General features: G+C 65.8%; 22 protein-coding genes. 11 read left to right on the top strand and 11 right to left on the bottom strand.

Translation table 11 applies throughout. The annotated features are described in order from the left end of the window. Positions 1-42: 42 nt before the first annotated feature. Positions 43-2,448, bottom strand: coding sequence for a TonB-dependent siderophore receptor (locus tag HNP55_RS14020; RefSeq protein ID WP_184300429.1), 2,406 nt, complete (start codon positions 2,446-2,448; stop codon positions 43-45). Between the two features lie 224 nt (positions 2,449-2,672). Between HNP55_RS14020 and HNP55_RS14015 the strand changes: the two genes are divergently transcribed. Together HNP55_RS14015 and HNP55_RS14010 are read left to right on the top strand one after the other, a co-directional pair. Continuing rightward, the gene (locus HNP55_RS14015; protein WP_184300426.1) at positions 2,673-3,047 is read left to right on the top strand and encodes a type II toxin-antitoxin system RelE/ParE family toxin; all 375 of its coding nucleotides are present in this window, start codon (positions 2,673-2,675) and stop codon (positions 3,045-3,047) included. Continuing rightward, positions 3,040-3,354 carry a helix-turn-helix domain-containing protein gene (locus tag HNP55_RS14010; RefSeq protein ID WP_184300423.1) on the top strand — a complete coding sequence of 105 codons (315 nt, stop codon included), beginning with the start codon at positions 3,040-3,042 and terminating at the stop codon, positions 3,352-3,354. The genes HNP55_RS14015 and HNP55_RS14010 overlap by 8 nt, the downstream gene beginning before the upstream one ends. Before the next feature lie 11 nt (positions 3,355-3,365). Here the strand turns inward: HNP55_RS14010 and HNP55_RS14005 are convergent, their stop codons facing one another. The 4 genes from HNP55_RS14005 to HNP55_RS13990 form a co-directional block, all read right to left on the bottom strand. After that, on the bottom strand, positions 3,366-4,319 hold the full coding sequence (locus HNP55_RS14005; RefSeq protein WP_184300420.1) for a FecR domain-containing protein: 954 nt from the start codon (positions 4,317-4,319) through the stop codon (positions 3,366-3,368). Then, positions 4,316-4,825, bottom strand: coding sequence for a sigma-70 family RNA polymerase sigma factor (locus HNP55_RS14000; protein ID WP_184300417.1), 510 nt, complete (start codon positions 4,823-4,825; stop codon positions 4,316-4,318). Before HNP55_RS14000 ends, HNP55_RS14005 begins: the two co-directional genes overlap by 4 nt. Before the next feature lie 132 nt (positions 4,826-4,957). Then, positions 4,958-5,512, bottom strand: a complete 555-nt coding sequence (locus HNP55_RS13995) for an FxDxF family PEP-CTERM protein (protein ID WP_184300414.1) — start codon at positions 5,510-5,512, stop codon at positions 4,958-4,960. 143 nt (positions 5,513-5,655) lie between these two features. Then, positions 5,656-6,804, bottom strand: a complete 1,149-nt coding sequence (locus HNP55_RS13990; protein ID WP_184300411.1) for an iron-containing alcohol dehydrogenase — start codon at positions 6,802-6,804, stop codon at positions 5,656-5,658. A gap of 105 nt (positions 6,805-6,909) precedes the next feature. Here HNP55_RS13990 and HNP55_RS13985 point away from each other — a divergent pair, with 105 nt between their 5' ends. Next, the gene (locus HNP55_RS13985) at positions 6,910-7,818 is read left to right on the top strand and encodes an alpha/beta hydrolase (protein WP_184300763.1); all 909 of its coding nucleotides are present in this window, start codon (positions 6,910-6,912) and stop codon (positions 7,816-7,818) included. Next, on the top strand, positions 7,815-8,690 hold the full coding sequence (locus HNP55_RS13980; protein WP_184300408.1) for a YbgC/FadM family acyl-CoA thioesterase: 876 nt from the start codon (positions 7,815-7,817) through the stop codon (positions 8,688-8,690). The genes HNP55_RS13985 and HNP55_RS13980 overlap by 4 nt, the downstream gene beginning before the upstream one ends. Here HNP55_RS13980 and HNP55_RS13975 read toward each other — a convergent pair. Together HNP55_RS13975 and HNP55_RS13970 are read right to left on the bottom strand one after the other, a co-directional pair. Continuing rightward, positions 8,677-8,976: a DUF4936 family protein gene (locus HNP55_RS13975; protein WP_184300405.1), complete on the bottom strand. Its 300-nt coding sequence runs from the start codon at positions 8,974-8,976 to the stop codon at positions 8,677-8,679. The two genes, HNP55_RS13980 and HNP55_RS13975, sit on opposite strands and share 14 nt — an antisense overlap. Next, entirely contained in the window at positions 8,973-9,932 is a 960-nt protein-coding gene (locus tag HNP55_RS13970) for a YgfZ/GcvT domain-containing protein (RefSeq protein ID WP_184300403.1), read from the bottom strand. The genes HNP55_RS13975 and HNP55_RS13970 overlap by 4 nt, the downstream gene beginning before the upstream one ends. Before the next feature lie 81 nt (positions 9,933-10,013). Here HNP55_RS13970 and mltG point away from each other — a divergent pair, with 81 nt between their 5' ends. The 3 genes from mltG to HNP55_RS13955 are packed head-to-tail and all read left to right on the top strand — an operon-like array spanning position 10,014 to position 12,699. Further along, positions 10,014-11,039, top strand: coding sequence for an endolytic transglycosylase MltG (gene mltG, locus HNP55_RS13965; RefSeq protein ID WP_184300400.1), 1,026 nt, complete (start codon positions 10,014-10,016; stop codon positions 11,037-11,039). Then, positions 11,036-11,653 carry a dTMP kinase gene (gene tmk, locus HNP55_RS13960; RefSeq protein ID WP_184300397.1) on the top strand — a complete coding sequence of 206 codons (618 nt, stop codon included), beginning with the start codon at positions 11,036-11,038 and terminating at the stop codon, positions 11,651-11,653. The genes mltG and tmk overlap by 4 nt, the downstream gene beginning before the upstream one ends. Continuing rightward, positions 11,647-12,699, top strand: coding sequence for a DNA polymerase III subunit delta' (locus HNP55_RS13955; protein WP_184300394.1), 1,053 nt, complete (start codon positions 11,647-11,649; stop codon positions 12,697-12,699). Before tmk ends, HNP55_RS13955 begins: the two co-directional genes overlap by 7 nt. Here HNP55_RS13955 and HNP55_RS13950 read toward each other — a convergent pair whose 3' ends face one another. After that, positions 12,700-13,407, bottom strand: a complete 708-nt coding sequence (locus HNP55_RS13950; protein ID WP_221439584.1) for a DUF4344 domain-containing metallopeptidase — start codon at positions 13,405-13,407, stop codon at positions 12,700-12,702. Between the two features lie 248 nt (positions 13,408-13,655). Between HNP55_RS13950 and HNP55_RS13945 the strand changes: the two genes are divergently transcribed. From HNP55_RS13945 to HNP55_RS13930, 4 genes are all read left to right on the top strand, one after another. Further along, a complete protein-coding gene (locus tag HNP55_RS13945) occupies positions 13,656-14,057 on the top strand; it encodes a PilZ domain-containing protein (RefSeq protein WP_221439583.1) in 402 nt (133 codons plus the stop codon). A gap of 35 nt (positions 14,058-14,092) precedes the next feature. Next, positions 14,093-14,869 carry a TatD family hydrolase gene (locus HNP55_RS13940; protein ID WP_184300386.1) on the top strand — a complete coding sequence of 259 codons (777 nt, stop codon included), beginning with the start codon at positions 14,093-14,095 and terminating at the stop codon, positions 14,867-14,869. Between the two features lie 17 nt (positions 14,870-14,886). Continuing rightward, the gene (locus HNP55_RS13935; protein WP_184300384.1) at positions 14,887-15,525 is read left to right on the top strand and encodes an ankyrin repeat domain-containing protein; all 639 of its coding nucleotides are present in this window, start codon (positions 14,887-14,889) and stop codon (positions 15,523-15,525) included. A 137-nt stretch (positions 15,526-15,662) separates the two neighbouring features. Then, positions 15,663-15,914 (top strand): hypothetical protein, encoded by a 252-nt coding sequence (locus tag HNP55_RS13930; RefSeq protein WP_184300379.1) that lies wholly within the window; start codon positions 15,663-15,665, stop codon positions 15,912-15,914. A 1-nt stretch (position 15,915) separates the two neighbouring features. Here HNP55_RS13930 and HNP55_RS13925 read toward each other — a convergent pair whose 3' ends face one another. The 3 genes from HNP55_RS13925 to HNP55_RS13915 form a co-directional block, all read right to left on the bottom strand. Further along, the gene (locus HNP55_RS13925; RefSeq protein ID WP_184300376.1) at positions 15,916-17,094 is read right to left on the bottom strand and encodes a hypothetical protein; all 1,179 of its coding nucleotides are present in this window, start codon (positions 17,092-17,094) and stop codon (positions 15,916-15,918) included. 30 nt (positions 17,095-17,124) lie between these two features. Further along, entirely contained in the window at positions 17,125-17,892 is a 768-nt protein-coding gene (locus HNP55_RS13920) for a transferase (RefSeq protein WP_184300373.1), read from the bottom strand. Positions 17,893-17,964: 72 nt separating this feature from the next. Next, entirely contained in the window at positions 17,965-19,137 is a 1,173-nt protein-coding gene (locus tag HNP55_RS13915) for a tyrosine-type recombinase/integrase (RefSeq protein WP_348648705.1), read from the bottom strand. Positions 19,138-19,236: the final 99 nt, after the last annotated feature.

Here is a 19,236-nt window from a genome sequence, read left to right as displayed (position 1 = left end):
CTGGGTGATGGAGAGGCGGGCGGCGCCCGCCTCGCGTGCCGCTCAGAACTGGTAGCGCAGGCTGGCCGTTAGCGCACGTTTGACGCCGGGCCAGTACACGCCCCATGCGTAGCTGCCTTGTTCCTGGTCGAACAGATTGCTGCCGTTCAGCGCCAAGCGCCAGGGGCCGCTCGTGTAATGCAGCGTGGCATCGACCAGGGTGATGCTGCGATTGCTCACCGAGTTCTTGTCGTCGCCATAGAAGCCCTCCCGGTAGCGCGCGCCGGCACCGAAGCCCAGGCCGCTCAGCTCACCGCTCTGGATTGTGTAATCCAGCCAGACCGATGCCAGGTGCCGGGACACGCCGACCGGGCGCTTGCCGATCAGGCCAGGGTTGCTGTCGCGGGTGGTCGCTACATTGTTGAACGAATACTGGGCCGTCAGATCAAGCCCGTTAACCAGCGAAGCCTTGGCCTCCAGTTCCAGGCCGCGCGTGCATATCTCGCCGCGCTGGTGGCCCGCAAAGGTTACCGGGTCGTAGCTGACGACATGGGTCTTGCTCAGCTCGTACACCGCCGCCGTCAGCAGAGTGCGGGCGCCGGATGGCTGGTATTTGACGCCCAGCTCGACCTGCTGCCCCCGGGTGGGCTTGAAGGGCTCGCCCTGGCCGTCCTTTCCGGTCGTGGGCAGGAAGGACTCGGAATAGCTGAGATACGGCGCCAGCCCCGAGCTGGCGAGGTAGCTCAGCCCGGCGCGGCCGGTGAAGGCCTGATCGTTGGCACCGGTCTTTTCGCCGTTCAGGCGGTTGTTTTGCCGGCTCTTCACCCAGTCTTGCCTGCCACCCAAGGTAAGCTGCCAATGCGGGCCGAATTTGATCTGGTCTTGCAGGTAGAGACCGGCCAGATGTTGGATCTCGCTGTAATCACTGCTGCGCTCCGCGGCACCCGGCCGGCTGACGCCGACGCCATAGACCGGTTTGTGAATATCGAGGCTGGGCGCCTTGGGCGAGTAGGTATTCTCCACGTCGGAGTGGCTGCGCAGCCCATCGACACCGACGAGCAGGTGATGCTCGACGGCGCCGGTGACAAAGCTGCCTAGCAAACGCGTGTCCACTGCGGTGGAGCGTAGCAACTCATCAACCAGTACATTGGTGCGGGGCAATATGCCGCTGACCGGGTCGGCCCGGCCGTAGGCGGACAGGGTGGTGTGATCCGGGATGGCTTGGGAGGCGGTGCGCAGATCCTGTTGCAAGCGCCAGCCGGAATCGAAGCGGTGCTCGAGTTTGTAGCCGATGCCCCATTGTTTTTGTTCGAAATGGGTGTAGCCGGGTTCGTCGGTCAGCACGCCGCTACGGCCTCCTTGATCGTAGACATACTCAGCAAAGTTCCCTGGACTGCGGTGTTGCAAATAGCTGCCGTGCAGGGTCAGGCGGGTGGCCGGGGAGAGCAGCCAGGTCAGCGACGGCGCCAGGTATTGGCGACTGGCACCCAAGGGCTTGAAACCAGGGAAATCGTGTTGAGAATTGCGCTCCTGGCTGAGGCCGACAAATCGCCACAGCAGGCGCCCCTCGGCATCGGCGCTGCCACCGAGGTCGATGCCAAGCTGGCGCAAGGCATTGCCGCCAAGCTGCAGTTCCACCTCGTTCACCGCCTGCTGCCGGGGTAGCTTGCTGACCCAGTTGACCAAGCCGCCAACATCGCCTTGGCCGAACAGCACCGAGGACGGCCCACGCAGCACCTCGACCCGCTCCAGGCCGTAGGATTCGCTTGAGCCGAATGTCCAGCCACTCGGGGAACTCGGCAGGCGCAGCCCGTCGAGGTAGGAGGCTGGGTCGAACCCGCGGATTGTGGCGTACTGGTAGGGACGGTCGTCGATACCCCAGGGTTCGGTCTGCACCCCGGCCGTGTAGCGCAAGGCCTCGCGCGTGCTAAGAAAGCCATGCGATTCGATCTCATCGCGGCCTATGACCGACAGCGATTGGGGAATTTCCAGCAGCGTGCTGTCCGTCTTGGTTGCCGTGGCGCTGCGCGTGGCCACAAAGCCCAGCACCGGCCCGGTCGCCGTCTCGCGCTCCACCTTGGCCTTGGCCCGCACCACCGGCAGCGTGGCCTCTTCCAGAGTCAGGGCTGCTTTTTGCAGCGTGTAGCTGCCGTCGCTACGCAGCACCAGGCTGAGGCCGCTGCCGGCCAGCAGCCGGGTGGCGGCTTCGCGAGCGCTGAAACGGCCCTGCAGAGGCGGGCTGCGCAGGCCTTCGGTGAGCGCGGGCTCGAAGGACAGGGCAATGCCCGCCTGGACGGCAAAGCCGGCCAGCGTGCGCCCCAACGGGCCGGCGGGCAGTTCATAACTTTGCACCGCCACGGCATCCAGGGGCTGCGGACTGGCCGCCCGGGCGGCCGGGCTGGCGCCCAGGGCGGCGACCAAGGCCATGCCCAGCAGTGCCAGTTGCACGGCCTGGGCGAGGGGGTTCAAGACAGGGGCGGCATAAAGGGCAGGGGGCTGGGGCCGCGAAGAGGCAAAAGGCATGGGATGGCTGCTTTCGGTCAAGGAAGAAGGGAATGAATGAGAGGTCTCATCCCCTTGCCAGCCGAGAACGAAAAAAGTGTCAGCCTTTGCGATCAATCCTGGCCGGGTAGCTAAATAGGGGCCTGTGGAAGGCTTAAATTAATAGCACTTAGTGCTATAAAATGCAGGGCATGGCGATTTACAAAACCCGCTGGTTCGACCGCTGGTCGCGCAAGCAGGGCTTGGCGCCCTCAAGCCTCTGTGCGGCTGTGCGTGAAATGCTGGACGGTTTGTTCGATGCAGACCTCGGCGGCGGTCTGTTCAAGAAGCGGGTGGCGCGCCCTGGACAAGGGAAGAGCAGTGGTTTCCGCACCTTGGTCGCCACCAACAAGGGTGATCGCTGGGTCTTTGTTTATGGCTTCGCGAAAAATGAGCGCAGCAATATCGACAAGGACGAGGAGGCCGCGTTGAAGGCGATGGCGGCACATCTGCTGTCGCTGACCGGGCCAGCGCTTGCGAAGGCCGAACAGGCGGGTGAATTGATTGAGGTGTTCTGTGATGCGTAAGACCAAATCTGCCATTCTCGAAGCCATGCACGAGACGGCGCGGGGCCTGCATGAGGCGGGTGCGATGGACAGGATCACGCTGCGCGAGTTTGACCGGCTGTGCCTGCCGCCAATCGAGCCGCTGCGGCCGGAGGAGATCAAGAAGATTCGCGAGGCCTCGCAGGTCAGCCAGGCTGTTTTTGCCCGGCTTCTGAACACCAGCCTGTCTACCGTCCAGAAGTGGGAGATCGGACAAAAGCGACCCACGGGCACGGCCTTGAAGCTGCTGCGGCTGGTCCAGGAACGAGGTCTGGCGATCGTCGTTTAGCGGCTGCGCCACTAGCGCGCCGCCAAGCTCACCCACAGCCCGCGCAGCCGCAGCTTGGCCTCGACCGGGTAGGTGGAGACCAGCATGGTTAGCGCGCGGTCGGTGGCCTGGCTGTCGCCGACGGGGAAGGCGCCCGAGACGGGCAGGCCGGCGATGGCTGGCTCGCAGTGGATGATGCCGCGGCGGTAACGCGCCAGCTCGGCGGCCAGCACGGCCAGCGGCATCTTGTCGGCCAGCAGCATGCCGCGTGTCCAGGCCGTGCTGGCCGCGTCGAGGTGGCTGACGGGGCCGACGGCCTGGGCGCTGAACGTCGCCTGTTCGCCCGCTTTCAGCAACTGCGGGGCGCCGCTCAAGGGTTCGATGCGCACCATGCCTTCCAGCACCGTCAGCTGTGTGCGGCCATTGGCGATGCGCACGCCAAAGCGCGTGCCCAGGGCCTGCATGCGGCCCTGCGACGTGGCAACGCGAAAGGGTGCGGTTTGTGTTGCGGTTTCCACCAGAATCTGGCCGGCACGCAGTTGCAGCAGGCGCTGGGTGGCGTCATAACGCACATCGACGGCGGTGGCCGTGTCCAGCCTGAGGCGGCTGCCATCGGCCAGCAGCAGCTCGCGGCCTTCGCCAGCGGCGCTGCGGTGCTCGGCCGCCCAGCCATGGTCCTCGGCCAGCCGCCAGCCGGCCCAGCCGCCGGGCAGCACCAGCAGCAGCGCGGCGAGCTTGGCCAGCGCAGCGCGGCGGCCCACCTTGGCTGGCCGGTTCAGCGCAGGCATGGCCAGGCCGGGGGGCAGGGAGCCCAGCTTGTCGAGCAGGGCCTGGGCGCGCGCCCAGGCGCGGGCATGCTCGGGGCTGCGCTGGCGCCAGCGCTCGCAGGCGGCGCGGTCGGCATCGCTGGCGTCATCGGCAGCCAGGCGGCTCAGCCAATCGGCGGCTTCATCGAGGATGCGGGGCGGGATGGCATTGCCGCTCATGTTTCGACCAGCTCCAGGCATTGCCGGAAGGCCAGCTTCATATGGCGCTTGACGGTGGATAGCGAGACGCCCAGCTGCTGCGCGATGTCTTCATAGCCCAGGCCCTCGATCTGCGAGAGCAGGAAGGTGCGCCGGACCTGTGCCGGCAGCGCGTCCAGCATGGCGTCTACCGCATGCAGGGTTTCGAGGATGAGGGCGCGCTGCTCTTCCGACGGGGCCAGCGGCTCGGGCAGCAGGGCCAGCGCCTCCAGATAGGCACGCTCCAGCGCCTGGCGCCGGTACCAGTTGATCAGCAAGCCCTTGGCGACCGTGCTCAGATAGGCGCGCGGCTCTTCGATGATGGCCGGGGTACCCGTTGCGAGCAGGCGAACAAAAGTATCCTGTGCCAGATCGGCCGCCCGGTGGCTGCAGCCCAGCTTCCTGCGCAGGAAGCCCAACAACCAGCCGTGGTGCTCGCTGCAAAGGAGATGAATTTGGCCGTGAAGCGGGGCGGTATGGGTGGTCACGGGAAGATGCAGCGGGCTGGGCAAGGAGCAAATGAGAATAATTCTCACTATAACGCTGCATCTAAGCGGACCCCGTCGGAAACCGAAGAGCCCGGCATCACCGGGCTCTTTTCATTGGCGGTCAGCGGGCCATCAAGCCTTGGCTTGGCGGCGGCGCGAAACCCAGGCCAGCAAGCCCAGGCCGGCGCCCATCAAGGCATAGCTTTCGGGCTCGGGCACGGCGACTACATTGCCGGGGCCGGTGATGGTGTCGGTGTAGGCGCCAAAATGATTATTGCCAAAGCCGGTGGTCACCAGGATGTACTGCGTCCCTGAGCTCAGGTTGGTCGTGAACGCGGACGAACCAACACTCGGCGAATCATCGTTGGCGATGACCGCATTGGACAAGGCCGCAGCGGGATTGAAGCTGGTGTGGTACAGGATCAGGAAGTTGTCCCAGGTGGGCGAGGCCAGGCTGGTGAAGCTGTAGCTGCCTGAGGTGTCGACGCTGAAGGAAAAGGTCTGGTAATGCACGGCCGTGCCCACGCCCGACAAGGAGCCGAGCCCCTGCACGGGCCGGTTGAAGGTGGGGGCGCCGGTGGTGTCGCCGGTCATCGTATAGGTGGCCGCCTGGACATGGCCGGTGATCGCCAGCAGGCTGAAAGTCGCCGTAGCCGCGAGCAGACGAAATGGTGTACGCAATGCCATAACAAAACTCCCATCGGTTGCGAAGCGATCGCCGACATTGACTTTCATCTTCGACGACTTGAATTTATCGGCCCAGCTTGCGCTCGGCTCATGGCCCCCCCACGTTTGAATCCTAGGAAAATCCCGCAGCTCAAGCGGAGCGATCAGAGCGACTGTTCGAGCAAGGTTTGGTAGTCCGCCCGCGTCGCCAGGCGCGGATTGCTCTTGTGGCAGTGGTCGGCCATGGCGCCGTCGATGATGCGCTCGAACAGCTCTGGCCCCACGCCCAGGGCGGCCAGGCCGCTGGGCAGGCCCAGTGCGGCGTTCAGCGTGCGAATGGCCTGTGCAATCGCCTCGCCGTCGGCGCCGCAGCCGCTCAGGCCCATGGCATGGGCCATGCGGGCCAGGCGGTCTTCGGCCGCCATGCTGGGCGCGGCGGCATTGAAGCGCACGACGGCCGGCAGGAAGAGGGCGTTCAGCGTGCCGTGATGCAGGCGCGGGTTGAGGCCGCCCAGGCTGTGGCTGAGCGAATGCACGCAGCCCAGGCCTTTCTGAAAAGCCATGGCGCCCTGCATGCTGCAACTCATCATCTGCCAGCGGGCCTCGCGGTCCTGGCCATCGCGGGTGGCGCGCAGGATATGGGCCCAGCCGCGGCGCAGGCCGTCCAGGGCGATGCCGTCGGCGGGTGGGTTCACGGCGGCCGACATAAAGGTCTCCATGCAATGGGCGATGGCGTCCATGCCGGTGGCCGCCGTCAGGCCGGGTGGCAGGCCCAGGGTCAGGGCGGGGTCGCAGAGGGCCAGCTTGGGCATCAGCTCCCAGCTGTGGAAGCCCAGCTTGCGGCCATCGTCGACGATCAGGATGGCGCCGCGCGCTACCTCGCTGCCGGTGCCGGCCGTGGTGGGCACGGCCACCATGGGCAGCACGTTGGAGCTGATCAGGCCGCTGCCGCCCTCGATGGTGGCATAGCGCCGCAACGGGCCTTCGTGGGTGGCGGCCAGGGCCACGCCCTTGGCCAGGTCCATGCTGGAGCCGCCGCCTATGGCCACCAGGCCATCGCAGTGCTCGCGCTGGCATAGCGCCACCGCCTCGCGCACGGCCGCCTCGGTGGGGTTGGCGGGTGTGGCGTCGAAGACCGGCGGGCGCGGCGTCAGCCAGCCGGCCATGGCTTGGTCCAGCACACCGGCGGCGCGCACGCCGGCGTCGCTGATGATCAGCGGCCGCAACATGCCCAGACGCAGGCATTCCTGGGGCAGCAGGGCGCTGGCGCCGAAGTCCAAATGGATCTGGGTCAGGTACTGGATCATGGCCATGCTTTGTGCTTTCAAGGCTCTGGCAAACTGCCGGGCTGGCTTGCCGACCTGTGCGAGCGTAGTGGATGGAGAGCATTCTTGGGTAGCAGCTTGTTGACACCGCGCATGGCCGGTGTGTTGGAACGGATACAGCGGGCGCATCGCCGCCCCTTCCACAGCCTGAGCCCCAGCGAGGCGCGCATCGCCTATTTGATGGGTGCCGAGATCCTGGACCTGCCGCGCGCCCCCCTGGCCCGGGTGGAGGATGTGCAGATCCCCGGCCCGGCCGGCCCGCTGCCGGCGCGCCTCTACGCCAGTTCGGCAGAGCGCCTGCCGGTGCTGCTTTATCTGCACGGCGGAGGCTTCACCATAGGCAGCATCGAGACCCACGACAGCCTGTGCCGGCAACTGGCCTTGCGCAGCGGCGTGGCGGTGGTGTCGCTGGATTACCGGCTGGCGCCCGAGCACCCCTTCCCGGCGGCGGTGGACGATAGCTGGGCCGCCATGCGCTGGCTGGCCGAGCAGGGCGGTCAGTGGGGGCTGGACGCTAGCCGCCTGGCCGTGGGTGGCGATAGCGCGGGCGGCACGCTGGCGGCGGTGGCGGCCCTGCATGCGCGCGATATCCAGCTGCCCCTGGCCCTGCAATTGCTGATCACCCCCGGCACCGGCGCCCATGCCGACACGCCCTCGCACAAGCTGTTTGCCAACGGCTTCTTGCTGGAGGCGGCGTCTATAGCCTGGTTCTTCAACCACTACATTCCCAGAAACCACCGGCGTGACTGGCGTTTCGCCCCGCAGGAGGCGGCCGAGCACAGCGATCTGGCGCCCGCCTTCTTGCTGCTGGCCGAATGCGATCCGCTGGTGGACGAGGGTATTGTTTACGCCGATACCCTGCGCGCCAGCGGTAATACTGTGAGCCTGGAACTGGTGCGTGGCGTCACGCACGATTTCATCAAAATGGGCCGCGCCATTCCCGAGGCTTTGACTGCCTTGGACGATTGCGCAAAGGCCCTCAAGGAGGCTCTCAAACCATGACCGAGAAAAAAGGCCTGCGCCGGCAGGACTTCCGCTTTGCCGAGCGCCTGCGCGTGCGCTGGGTCGAGGTCGATGCCCAGCAAATCGTCTTCAACGGCCATTACCTGAGTTATTTCGACACCGCCGCCAGCGCCTACTGGCGCGCCATGGCCATGCCTTATGCCGAGACCATGGCGGAGCTGGGCGGCGATCTATTCGTGCGCAAGTCCACGCTGGAGTACCTGGGTTCGGCGCGTTATGACGAGTTGCTGGACGTCGCCATCCGCTGCGAGCGCATCGGCAACAGCTCCATCCAGATGAGGGCCGCCGTCTTCCGCGGCGAGCAGTTGCTGGTGCATGGCGAGCTGATTTATGTTTTTGCCGATGGCAAGACTCAGAGCCCCAAGCCGGTGCCGCTGGAACTGCGCAAGCTGCTGGAGGGTTTTGAGGCGGGCGAGTCTGTCGTCGAGGTCCGGCTGGGCCCGTGGAGCGATCTGGGTCCGCATGCCCGCGCCATCCGTCAGGAAGTCTTTGTGCAAGAGCAGCAGATCCCCGCCGAGATGGAATGGGACGCCGCCGATGAAAGCTGCTTGCACGCCGTCGCCTTCAACCGTTTTGGCAAGGCCCTGGCTACCGGTCGTTTGCTGGAACATGTGCCCGGCGTCGCCAAGGTCGGCCGCATGGCCGTGCTGCGCAATATGCGCGGCAGCCGGGTGGGCCGCGAGGTGCTGGAGGCCTTGCTGCAGCGCGGCCGCGAGATGGGCTATCGCGAGATCATCCTGCACGCGCAGATCTCGGCCGCGGGCTTTTACACCCGCGCCGGTTTTGTGCAGCGCGGCCCCGTCTTTGAAGAGGCCGGCATCGGCCATGTGGAGATGGTCAGGCGCTTGTGAGCGGGCTCAGCGGCACAAATCTTTCGATATGCCGCTGACCACCCTGAACAAAGGGCGCCAGGGCCGTGGCCAAGGCGGCCTCGGTCTGCTCGGCCCGCGGCCCCGTGTGGATCTCCATCCAGGTCTCCAGGGCTGTTGCCGGATCCTCATCCTGCCGCAGCAGCAGGCGTGGCCGGGGCTCGCTCAGGCCTTGGCAGGCGGCTGCAAACGCGGCCAGGGCCGCCTGCCGCTGCGCGCCGGCGAGCTTGTAGTAGACGTAGAGCTCCACCTCGGCCGGCTCGCTCAAACCTCGGAATTGAGCGGGATGGCGTAGGGCAGGGCGCGGGCCTGCAGGGCCGGGCCGTCGGCCGCGCCCAGATGCAGGCTGCCGGACTCCAGCGCGGCGATCTTGACCTCGGCCAGCAAGAGGCCCTGGCCCTCGCGCTGGGCCGCGGCGGCGACCAGGCCGGCGGGTTGCTCGGGGTCCTCGCTGTGGAAGATTTCCTGGCCGATCTGGGCCGCACCCGCCAGCTCAAACAGATGGGTGCGGCGCTTCAGCGTGCCGCGGTACTGGCTGCGGGCGACGATCTCCTGGCCGGGGTAGCAGCCTTTTTTGAAGTTCACGCCCTCCAGCAGTTCCAGATTCAGCATCTGCGGCACAAAGGCCTCGCTGGTGGCGGCGCGCACCCAGGCCAGGCCGGCCTGCACCTCCTGCCATTGCCAGTCGGCGGCCGACAACTCGGGCAGGGCCGGGGCGGCGGCCTCGGGGGCTTGGGCCAGCAAAAAGCGCGGCAGGGCGCCGGCCTCGCTCGTGCCGTCCGGCAGGCGCACAACGGTGGCGCCGGCGGCCGTGACCTGGCGGCCCCAGCGCTGGGCGGGTGCGGCCTCGGCCAGCCAGGCCTGGGCGGCCGCGCCGCTCAAGCCCCACAGGCTTTGCTCGGCCGTGGCGTCGCGCAGCTTGCATTTGGCGCGCAGCACAAACATGGACAGGCGCTTCAGAATGCCGGGCAGCAGCTCCAGCGGCAGGGCCAGATCGATGCTCTCGGGGCCGTTTTTCCAGGCGATCAGCGTGGCCAGCAAGCGGCCCTTGGCGGTGCAGAAACCGGCCAGGCGGGCCTGGCCCGGGCCCAGCAGCTCAAAGTCCTGGGTCAGCTGGCCGTGCAGGAATTTGGCGGCCTCCGGCCCTTCGGCGCGGATCAGGCCCCAGTCCGTCAGACGCAGGGCGCCGGAAATAGTCGTGGTGTTGGGAGTTGAAGTGCTCATGACCTGATTATCATCAGCGCCCGATTCCACCCGGACTCGGAAGGGCAAAGAATTGGGATTTGAGGGCTTTGAGGATTGGGAATGAAGAAACAGCGCGGCAGATCCCTGCTCGGCGGCTTGCTGCTGTGGGTCTTGGTGTTGGCGGTCCTGGCGGCGGCCGCCGCGGCAGGTGCTGCCTGGTGGTGGTTGCAGGCGCCGCTGCGCCTGGGCGCGTCGGCGGTGGAGTTGTCGGTGGAGGCCGGCACGCCGCCGCGCGAGGTGGCCCAGGCCTGGGTCAACGCCGGGGTGCAGGAGGACGCCCGCCTGCTCTACCAATGGTTCCGCTGGTCCGGCCAGTCGCGCCAGATCCGCGCCGGCAGCTATGAGATCCATCAGGGTGCCACGCCACGCGATCTGCTGGCCAAGATGGTGCGTGGCGACGAGGTGCTGGAGCAGCTGCGCCTGATCGAGGGCTGGAGCTTCCGCCAGGTGCGCGCCGCCCTGGCCAGGCAGCCCGCGCTCAAGCCCAGCACGGCTGCGATGAGCGATGCCGAGTTGATGGCCGCCATCGGCGCACCGGGCCTGGCGCCCGAGGGCCGCTTCTTCCCCGACACCTATGCGTACAGCAAGGGCGTTAGCGATGTGACCGTGCTCAGGCGCGCCTTCAAGGCCATGAATACCCAGCTGGACATTGCCTGGCAAGGCCGCAGCGAGGGCCTGCCGCTGAAGTCGCCCGAGGAGGCGCTGATCCTCGCCTCCATCATCGAGAAGGAAACCGGCACGGCGGCCGACCGCGGTCTGGTGGCCTCGGTCTTCATCAACCGGCTCAAGATCGGCATGCCTTTGCAGACCGACCCGACCGTCATCTACGGCCTGGGCGCCAGTTTCGACGGCAATCTGCGCAAGCGCGATCTGCAGGCCGACACCCCCTTCAACACCTATACCCGCGGCGGCTTGCCGCCCACGCCCATCGCCATGCCGGGCAAGGCCTCTTTGCAGGCGGCCCTGCATCCGGCGCGCAGCAAGGCCCTGTACTTTGTGGCGCGTGGCGATGGCAGCAGCCAGTTCAGCGAAGATCTCGCCGCGCATAATCGCGCGGTCAACAAATACCAGCGCGGTGGCCAGTGAGCAGTAGCAGCAGATTCATCACCTTTGAAGGCATAGACGGAGCCGGCAAGTCCACCCATATCGCCAGCGTGAGCCAACGCCTGCGCGAGCGCGGCGCCGAGGTCCTGAACACCCGCGAGCCCGGCGGCACGCCGCTGGCCGAGTCCCTGCGCGCCCTGTTCCTGCACAGCAGCATGGACGGGCTGACCGAGGCCTTGCTGGTTTTCGCTGGCCGCCGTGACCATCTGCGCCAGGTGATTGTGCCGGCGCTGGCGGCCGGCAAGACCGTGGTCTGCGACCGCTTCACCGATGCCAGCTTTGCCTACCAGGGCGCCGGGCGTGGTATGGACCTGGCCGTGCTCGCGACGCTGGAGCAATGGGTACAGGAAGGCCGCCAACCCGACCTGACCTTCTGGTTCGACCTGCCCGCCGAAGTGGCCGCCCAGCGCCGCGCCGCCGCCCGCGAGGCCGACCGTTTCGAGCAGCAAGACCTGGAATTCTTCGAGCGCGTGCGCGCCGGCTATGCCGCCCGCGCCGCCGCCGCCCCGCAGCGCTTTGCCCGCATCGATGCCAGCCTCAGCGTGGCCGAGGTGGCGGCCCAGATCGCCGCCCATCTGGAGGCGCGCGGATGCTAGGCCCCGATCAAAAGCTACCCCTGCCCTGGCTGGCTCAGCCCCTGAGCCAGGCGCTGGCGACGGCGCGCTCCCACGCCCTGGTCGTGCAGGGGCCGGCCGGTGTGGGCCAGTTCGATCTGGCCCTGCTGCTGGCCCAGGCTTATTTGTGCGAAGCGCCGCTGCAAGACCCCGAGCGCCCGCGCTGGGCCTGCGGCAATTGCGCCAGCTGCCATCTCTTCCAGTCCCACACCCACCCCGACTTTCTGCTGCTCTTGCCCGATGCCTTGCGCGAACCCCTGGGCTGGGCGCAGGAGAGCGAGACGCCGGCCAAGGAAAGCAAGAGCAAGCCCAGCCGTGAGATCAAGATCGAGGCGGTGCGCGGCATGCTGGGCTTTGCTCAGGCGACTTCGGCGCGGGGCCGGGCCAAGGTGGTGGTGGTTTACCCGGCCGAGGCGCTCAACACGGTGGCGGCCAACGCCCTGCTCAAGACCCTGGAGGAACCGGCCGGGCTCTTGCGCTTTGTGCTGGCCAGCAGCGAGCCCGCCGCCTTGCTGCCCACCATACGCAGCCGCTGCCAGCCTTTGCCCCTGGGCCTGCCCGCGCATGCGCCCAGCCTGCAGTGGCTGAAGGAGCAGGGCGTGGAAGGTGCCGAGGTCTTGCTGGCCGCTGCCGGTGGCCGGCCACAAGAAGCGCGTGACTGGTTTGAGGCCGGTCTGCGCGCGGCCGCCTGGCAGCAACTGCCGCAACGCCTGGCGCGTGGCGAGGCGGCGGCCTTGTCGGACTGGTCGCAGCCCCGCGCCATCGACGCCTTGCAGCGCCTTTGCCATGATTTGTTGCGCGTGGCGCACGGCGCTGCACCCAGTTTCTTCCCGGCGGCCAGCCTGCCGGCTCCGAAACTGGCCGCGCCCTTGCAGGCCTGGGAGGCCGCCTTGCGCCGCGCCGCCCGCCATGCCGAACACCCCTTGAATGCCGGCTTGCTGATGGAGTCCTTGTTCGCGCAAGGCCAGCAAGCCTTGCGCGAGGCTTCCAATCGGCAGAGCCAGGAAGTTCAGCGTCGAAACGGATAGTTATTGCTTGAGCAGCGGCGCGCCTTTTTTGAGAAAGGGCTCAAGCAGGGCCAGCCAGCTATCGTCCAGAATGACGAATTCTTCTTCGCAGCCCTCGCGCCGGTCTTGTGTGAAGCCAGCTTTTTTAGCGAGCCAGGCATAAGGCCCAGGATCGCTGCCATAGACTTGGCACAGCATGCTGTAGTGACGTTGAATGTCTAGGCTGTGGGCATCGAAGTAGTCTTCTTTTTCCGGCGTGGTGTCACGGCTCTCGATTTCATACAAGTCGGCCGCGCTGATGGCCAACTCGCGCCCTTTGGGGTACAGGCGGATCAAGGCGACGACGGCCAAGCCATCGGCAGCGTCTTCTTCCTTGCCCACAATGGGCAAACCGTAGGCGTCAATGAGGGCATGAGCCAGTTCATGGAATAAGACGGCGGTGATCGCATGCTGGATCGCCTCTTTACGACTCACGCCTGGGCGCTGATAGCGTGCTTTGGAAAAATTGTCGTCGACTTCTTGGATGAAGCCATAAGGCATGTGGATCGTGCTGGCCTCAGGGTCGTAGTGCGGGCCATCCTCGCCGCCAAAGTGCAGCGTTAGCGCCCGCTCCAATACAAAGTTATCTTTTACATGCTGCGCAAATTGATCGATCGTGCGAGCGTCTTTCATGGCCTGCAGGGCGGCCTTGTCTTCAGCATTTCTAGGCGGGTCGATCACCACCTGCATGCTGAGTTTATTGGGTTTGCTGGGTTGTGCGACCCCGCTCAGGGGCAGAAAAAAGCACAGACTGCAGACAAACGAATTTAATAATTTATTCATTCTCTTCCGAGTTATCTTTTTTATCAGAAAATCTTAACCTAGCAATTTTTGCCTGGCGAGAGAGTCTCCAGCGAATCGGAAAATTGCGCAAGGCGGCTTGCTGCTGCCGAGCGCGGAAGCAAATGGGCTTGCCCAGCCTGGCTACACTCGGACCCATGAGCGAATCCAAACCTCCTATTGCTCCGACCACTCCTCCCGCGCCCGCCCTTGTCGGGGGCGCGCGGCCCAGCGTGATCCAACTGGTGTTCCGCGAAAAGGGCGCGCTCTACGCGGCCTATATGCCGGTGTTTGCCGATGGCGGCCTGTTTGTGCCCACCACAAGGGATTACCGCCTGGGCGAGGACGTCTATCTGCTGCTGGCCTTGCCCGAGGACACCCAGCGCTACCCGGTGGCCGGCAAGGTGGCTTGGCTGACGCCACCCAATGCCTCGGGTGGCCGCACCCAGGGCATAGGCGTGCGTTTCCCGGCCGACGAGAAGAGCCGCCTGATCAAGCTGAGGATAGAAGAAATTCTGGGCACCCTGATCGCCTCGTCCAAGCCCACCCAGACCATTTGACCGGCGCCGCCACATTGGCGCCCCAGGCCTCTTGCATGTTCATTGATTCCCATTGCCATCTGAGCTTTCCCGAGCTCAAAGCCCGCTTGCCGCAAATCCTGGCCGAGATGAGCCAGGCCCAGGTGGAGCAGGCCATCTGCATCTGCACCACGATGGAGGAGTTCCCCGAGGTCCATGGCCTGGCCCTGGCTCACCCGCAGCTCTGGGCCTCGGTCGGCGTACACCCCGACAACGAGGACGTCCACGAACCCACGGTCGAAGAGTTGGTGCAGGCGGCCCAGGGCGAAAAAATCGTCGCCATCGGCGAGACCGGCCTGGACTATTACCGGCTGAATGGCCGCAGCATGGCCGATATGGAATGGCAGCGCGAGCGCTTCCGCAGCCATATCCGCGCCGCCAAGCGGGTGGCCAAGCCCCTGGTCATCCATACCCGCAGCAGCGCGGCCGACACCTTGAGGGTGCTGGACGAGGAGGGCGGTGAGCAGGCCGGCGGCGTCTTCCATTGCTTCACCGAGACGGTGGAGATCGCGCTGGCCGCGATCGAGCGGGGCTTTTACGTCTCCTTCTCCGGCATCCTGAGTTTTCGCAATGCGCAGGACTTGCGCGATGTGGCCGCGGCCCTGCCGCTGGAGCGCCTGCTGATCGAGACCGACAGCCCCTATCTGGCCCCCGTGCCCCATCGCGGCCGGACCAACAGCCCCGCCTATGTGCCCCATGTGGCCACGGCCCTGGCCCAGGTCAAGGGTGTCAGCGTGGAAGAGTTGGCCGCCCAGACCACGGCCAATTGCCGGCGCTTGTTCGGCCTGAGCTGAGTACGGAGGGCCTTGCCATGCAGTCGCGTCGTTATGTCCTGCTTTTGCTGACGTTGACGGCCCTGCCTCTGAGCGGGCGGGCGGCGGACATCGACGATCTGCTGATGGCGGCCGAGATGGACGACGGCCGCAGCGTGCTCAAGCTGCTGCTGCGCGGCGTCGACCCGAATGCCCTCGACGCGCGCGGCCGCCAGGCCCTGGCCACGGCGATGAAGGAAGATTCGGAGCGTGCCTTCGATGCCTTGCTGAGCCATCCCGGCCTGGAGATCAAGGCCCGCAATGCCAAGGGCGAGACACCGCTGATGCTGGCCGCCATCAAGGGCCGGCTGGACTGGGTCAAGAAGCTGGTGGCCAAGGGCGCCGAGATCAATCAAAGCGGCTGGACCCCGCTGCACTACGCCTGCAGCGGGCCCGACAACGGCGTGGCCCAGTGGCTGATCTCACAAGGCGCCGACATCGAGGCCCGCGCGCCCAATGGCACGACGCCGTTGATGATGGCCGCCGGCTACGGCGCCCTGGACCTGACGCCGCTGCTGATCAAGGCCGGTGCGCTGCTCACGCCCCGCAATGCCCAGGGCCTGAGTGCCGAAGATTTCGCCCGCCGCGCTGGTCGCGAGCGGCCGCAAAAACAGCTGGCCGAAGCCGCCGCACGCTGACAAAAACCTGCGCCAGCAACAGCAATCGCCTAGGACTTTGCCTGACAAAGCCTTTGGCAGCGGGCCGACTACGCCAAGGCCATCGCCCTGCCTACATTGTTTACATCTTGTTTTGTAAACCCCTGAGGAGAGTGAATATGTTGAGCCCGGCACTAGTCAGTCCCTTCGCCATGCTCTTGAACCCCGAGAGCGTGATTCAAGCCATGGTGCATTCGGAGCGCCTGGCCCATCTGCACAGCCGCGTCTACCGCCCGCTGGACAAGCCCCTGATCCCCAAGGGCTTGGCGGTGGATCTGGCCGAGTTCGACCATCTGGTGGACGAGGCCGTCGAGCTGCTGGAGGCCCTGGACGAGGACGCTGCCGAGGGCGACGCGCCCCTGGTCTGCTGAATCAGGCCTGCTCTTTCTGAATGGCCCGCACGATGCGCGATCTGGCCTTGGCGTGGGCGATGAACTCGGGCGCCTGCGCCGAGCGTTTGAGCCAGTCGAAGAAGCGTTGCACCGCGTAGCGGCTGGAGCTGGCATCGCGGCAATTGGCCAGCAAGATCAGCTGAACCCGCTGCACCGGGTCCAGCACATAGACACCAAAGCCGGTGCTGACCACCGTGGCATCGGGGAAGCCCAGCATATCGGTGGCCTGCTTCTCGGTCACGCCGCGGTGGCAGGCGATCAGATGCACCGGGCCATGGAATTTCAGCGCCTTGCCGAGCGGGGTCTTTGGCCGCTCGGCCTCGTCCACCTGCAGGACCTTGTGGTCGCTCAAAAAAGGCCGGCCCACCATCTCGCGCGCGGCCGCCGTCGTCATCGGCGCAGGGATGGCATGCACCGTCATCAGCAAGACCTGAGTCTCGAACTGCAGGAGCAGCCTGAGCCCACCGGCATTGAACTCGCCTAGCGAGCGGGGGCTGGTCGACGCAAAGCGCTCCAGCAAGGCCTGGCCGACCGTTTTTTCCATTTCCCGCTTGCGCTCTGCAAAGCTCATCCGACTCCAGGCCAGGGCCTGGCCCAGGGCATAGCTGCTTTTGCGCAATTGGCTGCTGCCCTCGCGTGCCAGCAGGGCTACCGCTTCGGCCACGGTCTGTTTCAACTTGGCCAAGGCGTTGGTATCGTCTGTGGCGGCTGGGCCGTTGAAGCTCAGCTCCTGTCGAACGAATTCCTGAAAACGCCGGTCGGTGGCCTCGCCGCATTCGGCTGCTAGCGGCAGGTTCAGCATGAAGACCCGGTCGCGCCCCGTTTGCAAGGCGGTGCTGAGTTCGGCATGGCAGATACCCAACTCGCCCCCGTCGCCGCCCTCGGCGCACCAGCCGGCGTCGCCGTTGTATAGCGCGATGACGATCTGGGCTTGGCGCACAGCCTTCATGCATTCGTCCCAGACGTCCAGGGTGGCCGGCTTGGCAGGCTCTTGCTCATTGATCCAGCATTCGAACAAGGGCTGGCCCAATAAATGGGCGGCGTCCAATTCGTCTTTGATGCTCTGGCGCAGCCGATCCAGGGGGAAGGTCTCGCCCGCCTCGGTCTGATAAGGCTTGCAGCGGCTGGAAATCATCACCCTCAGCTTGTCCGTGCTCATGCGCGCTCCTTTTTGCGAAGTGCAGGCATCTTATTGAGCTTCGGCCTGCTTATTCCTGATGGCGGCAGCGAGCTTGGCGAAGGCGGGCATCATGTCGGCCCAGGTCTGGGCATCAAAGCTGGGCGCTTGGCACAGCGGCGCGGGTTTGAAGGCCTGCAACTCCACGCCCTTGCAAGCCAGGACCACCGCATTGGAGCCCTCGCTGTCCTTGAGGGACAAGACCTTGTCGGCGCCAAAGCTGCGCTCGATGCGAGCCAGATGGGCGTCGAAGTGGCGGTGGCCGGCGTGGAGATTGGCCACCATCAGGCCTTCATCGTCCAGCGCCGCAAGGCAATCATCGTAAAAACGCTGCGAACACAGGGCCGGTGGCTGGCCCTGATCATCGAAACCATCCACCAACAAGACATCTTGGGGGCAGGGTGGCTGGCGGACGAACTCGGCGCCATCGGCCTGATGGACGGTGAAGCGCTCGTCATCCGCGGGCACCTCAAATGCCTCGCGCAGGGCGATGACATGGGGATTGATCTCCAGCACCTGGATCCGCGTCTGCGGCAGAAAGCGGTGGCAAAACTTGGCCATGGAGCCGCCGCCCAGGCCAATCATCGCCAGTGTGGCGGGCGCCGGCTTCAGCAGCAGGAAGGCCATCATGGCCCGCGTGTACTCCAGTTCCAGCGCAAAAGGCCGCGCCGTCTGCATGCGGCTCTGGATCTCGTGGATGGAGAAGTGCAAGGCCTTGAGCCCATGGGCCTCGTACACATAGGGTTTGACGTGCAAGGCGCTGTCGGCTGAGTCGGGCATGGCTGTTTTCCGGTATTTGCTGCGCCCAAATCCTGGCTTGTGCGGAGCAAACACTCATTGTAGGCAGGCGGCTTATCGCGGCGTCCAGCCGGCCTTGTGGGCGCCGGCGGTGGCATCGTGGCGGCTGTCGTCCTCGGCGTGCACATAGGTGTTGGTGGTCGAAATATTGGCGTGGCCCAGGTTGTCGCGCACCACTTTCAGGTCCACCTGATTGCTCAGGTGGCTGCCCGCCGTGTGGCGCATCCAGTGGGTCGAGGCTTGCTCGATATGGGCGGCGGCCGCCGCGGCCTCGGGTGTACCGCTGAGGCGCAGCCGTGCCGCCGTGGCTTCCATGACGGATTTGACGATCTCGTGCACGGCCGTCCTGGCCATGGCCTTGGGCGGGCCGATCAAGGGCAGCAGCAGAGGCGTGGTTTCATCGTGGGCGGCGAGGGGGCTCAGGCCTCTGGAGCGGCGGTAGTCCATCAACTCCTTGACCAATTCGGTGGTGGCCGGGATCAGCCGGGTTTTTTCGCCCTTGCCGGTCACCTCCATCCACCAGCGGTCCTTGCCATCGGCGCCGGGGCGGCAGAAAAAACCCGCCATCCGCCCATCGCAAACCTCGCTGACCCGCAGCCCGCCGATATAGAGCAGGGAAAACAACCAGCGCACCCGCGCCGCATGGGCGCGCTGTCTCTCGGTTTCCTGGGGCAGGGACTCGATGGTGATGCGCACCTGCGCCCATTGGTCCATGGACAGAAAACGGGTGACACGCGGCGAGCGCTGCTTGGTCTTGCGCCGTGCCAGGGCGAGGGGATTGCCCGCCAGATAGCCGGCGGCCACCAGCCAGCTGAACAAGCTATTGATGATGGAGAGCGCCTGGCGCACGCTTTGCGGGCTCAAGGGTCCGGCAAAAGGGCGCCACAGCGGCGAGCTGCGCGCCGGCTTCTGCCCGGGCGCCATCACCCAGATATGCGCAGGGTAGGGGTCGGCCAGAAAGTGCTGGTAGGCCAGCATGTCTTCATGCCGCAGGCTGGAGAGGGCGGTCTCGCGCTGCATCACGCACCACAGCAGCAGGCGCTCGGACTCCTTGCGATAGCTGCTCAGCGTTGCCGGCGAATCGGCAAACCGGGCCAGCCAGGCCAGGATGGCCGATCGGTCGTCCCGCGCATCGATTTGCATGGGGCCGCTGCCGCGGTTCAGGCCCTGGCTGCCGTCCAGGGCGGAAGAGGGCTTCAGGGCTTCGAGAGAGACGATTTCTGACACTGGATGGATTCCAAAGAGGACTTTTTGCCGATTCTGGACATTATGATAATTATGTCCAAAGACTAATCTGAATATCTTTGAATTATACTTTTTACGTTG

The sequence above is a fragment of the Roseateles oligotrophus genome, from assembly GCF_014204525.1.
Taxonomy (GTDB): Bacteria; Pseudomonadota; Gammaproteobacteria; order Burkholderiales; family Burkholderiaceae_C; genus Paucibacter_A; species Paucibacter_A oligotrophus_A.
Note: the sequence above shows the minus strand (reverse complement) of the source record. Positions and strands in the feature narration are given on the sequence as shown.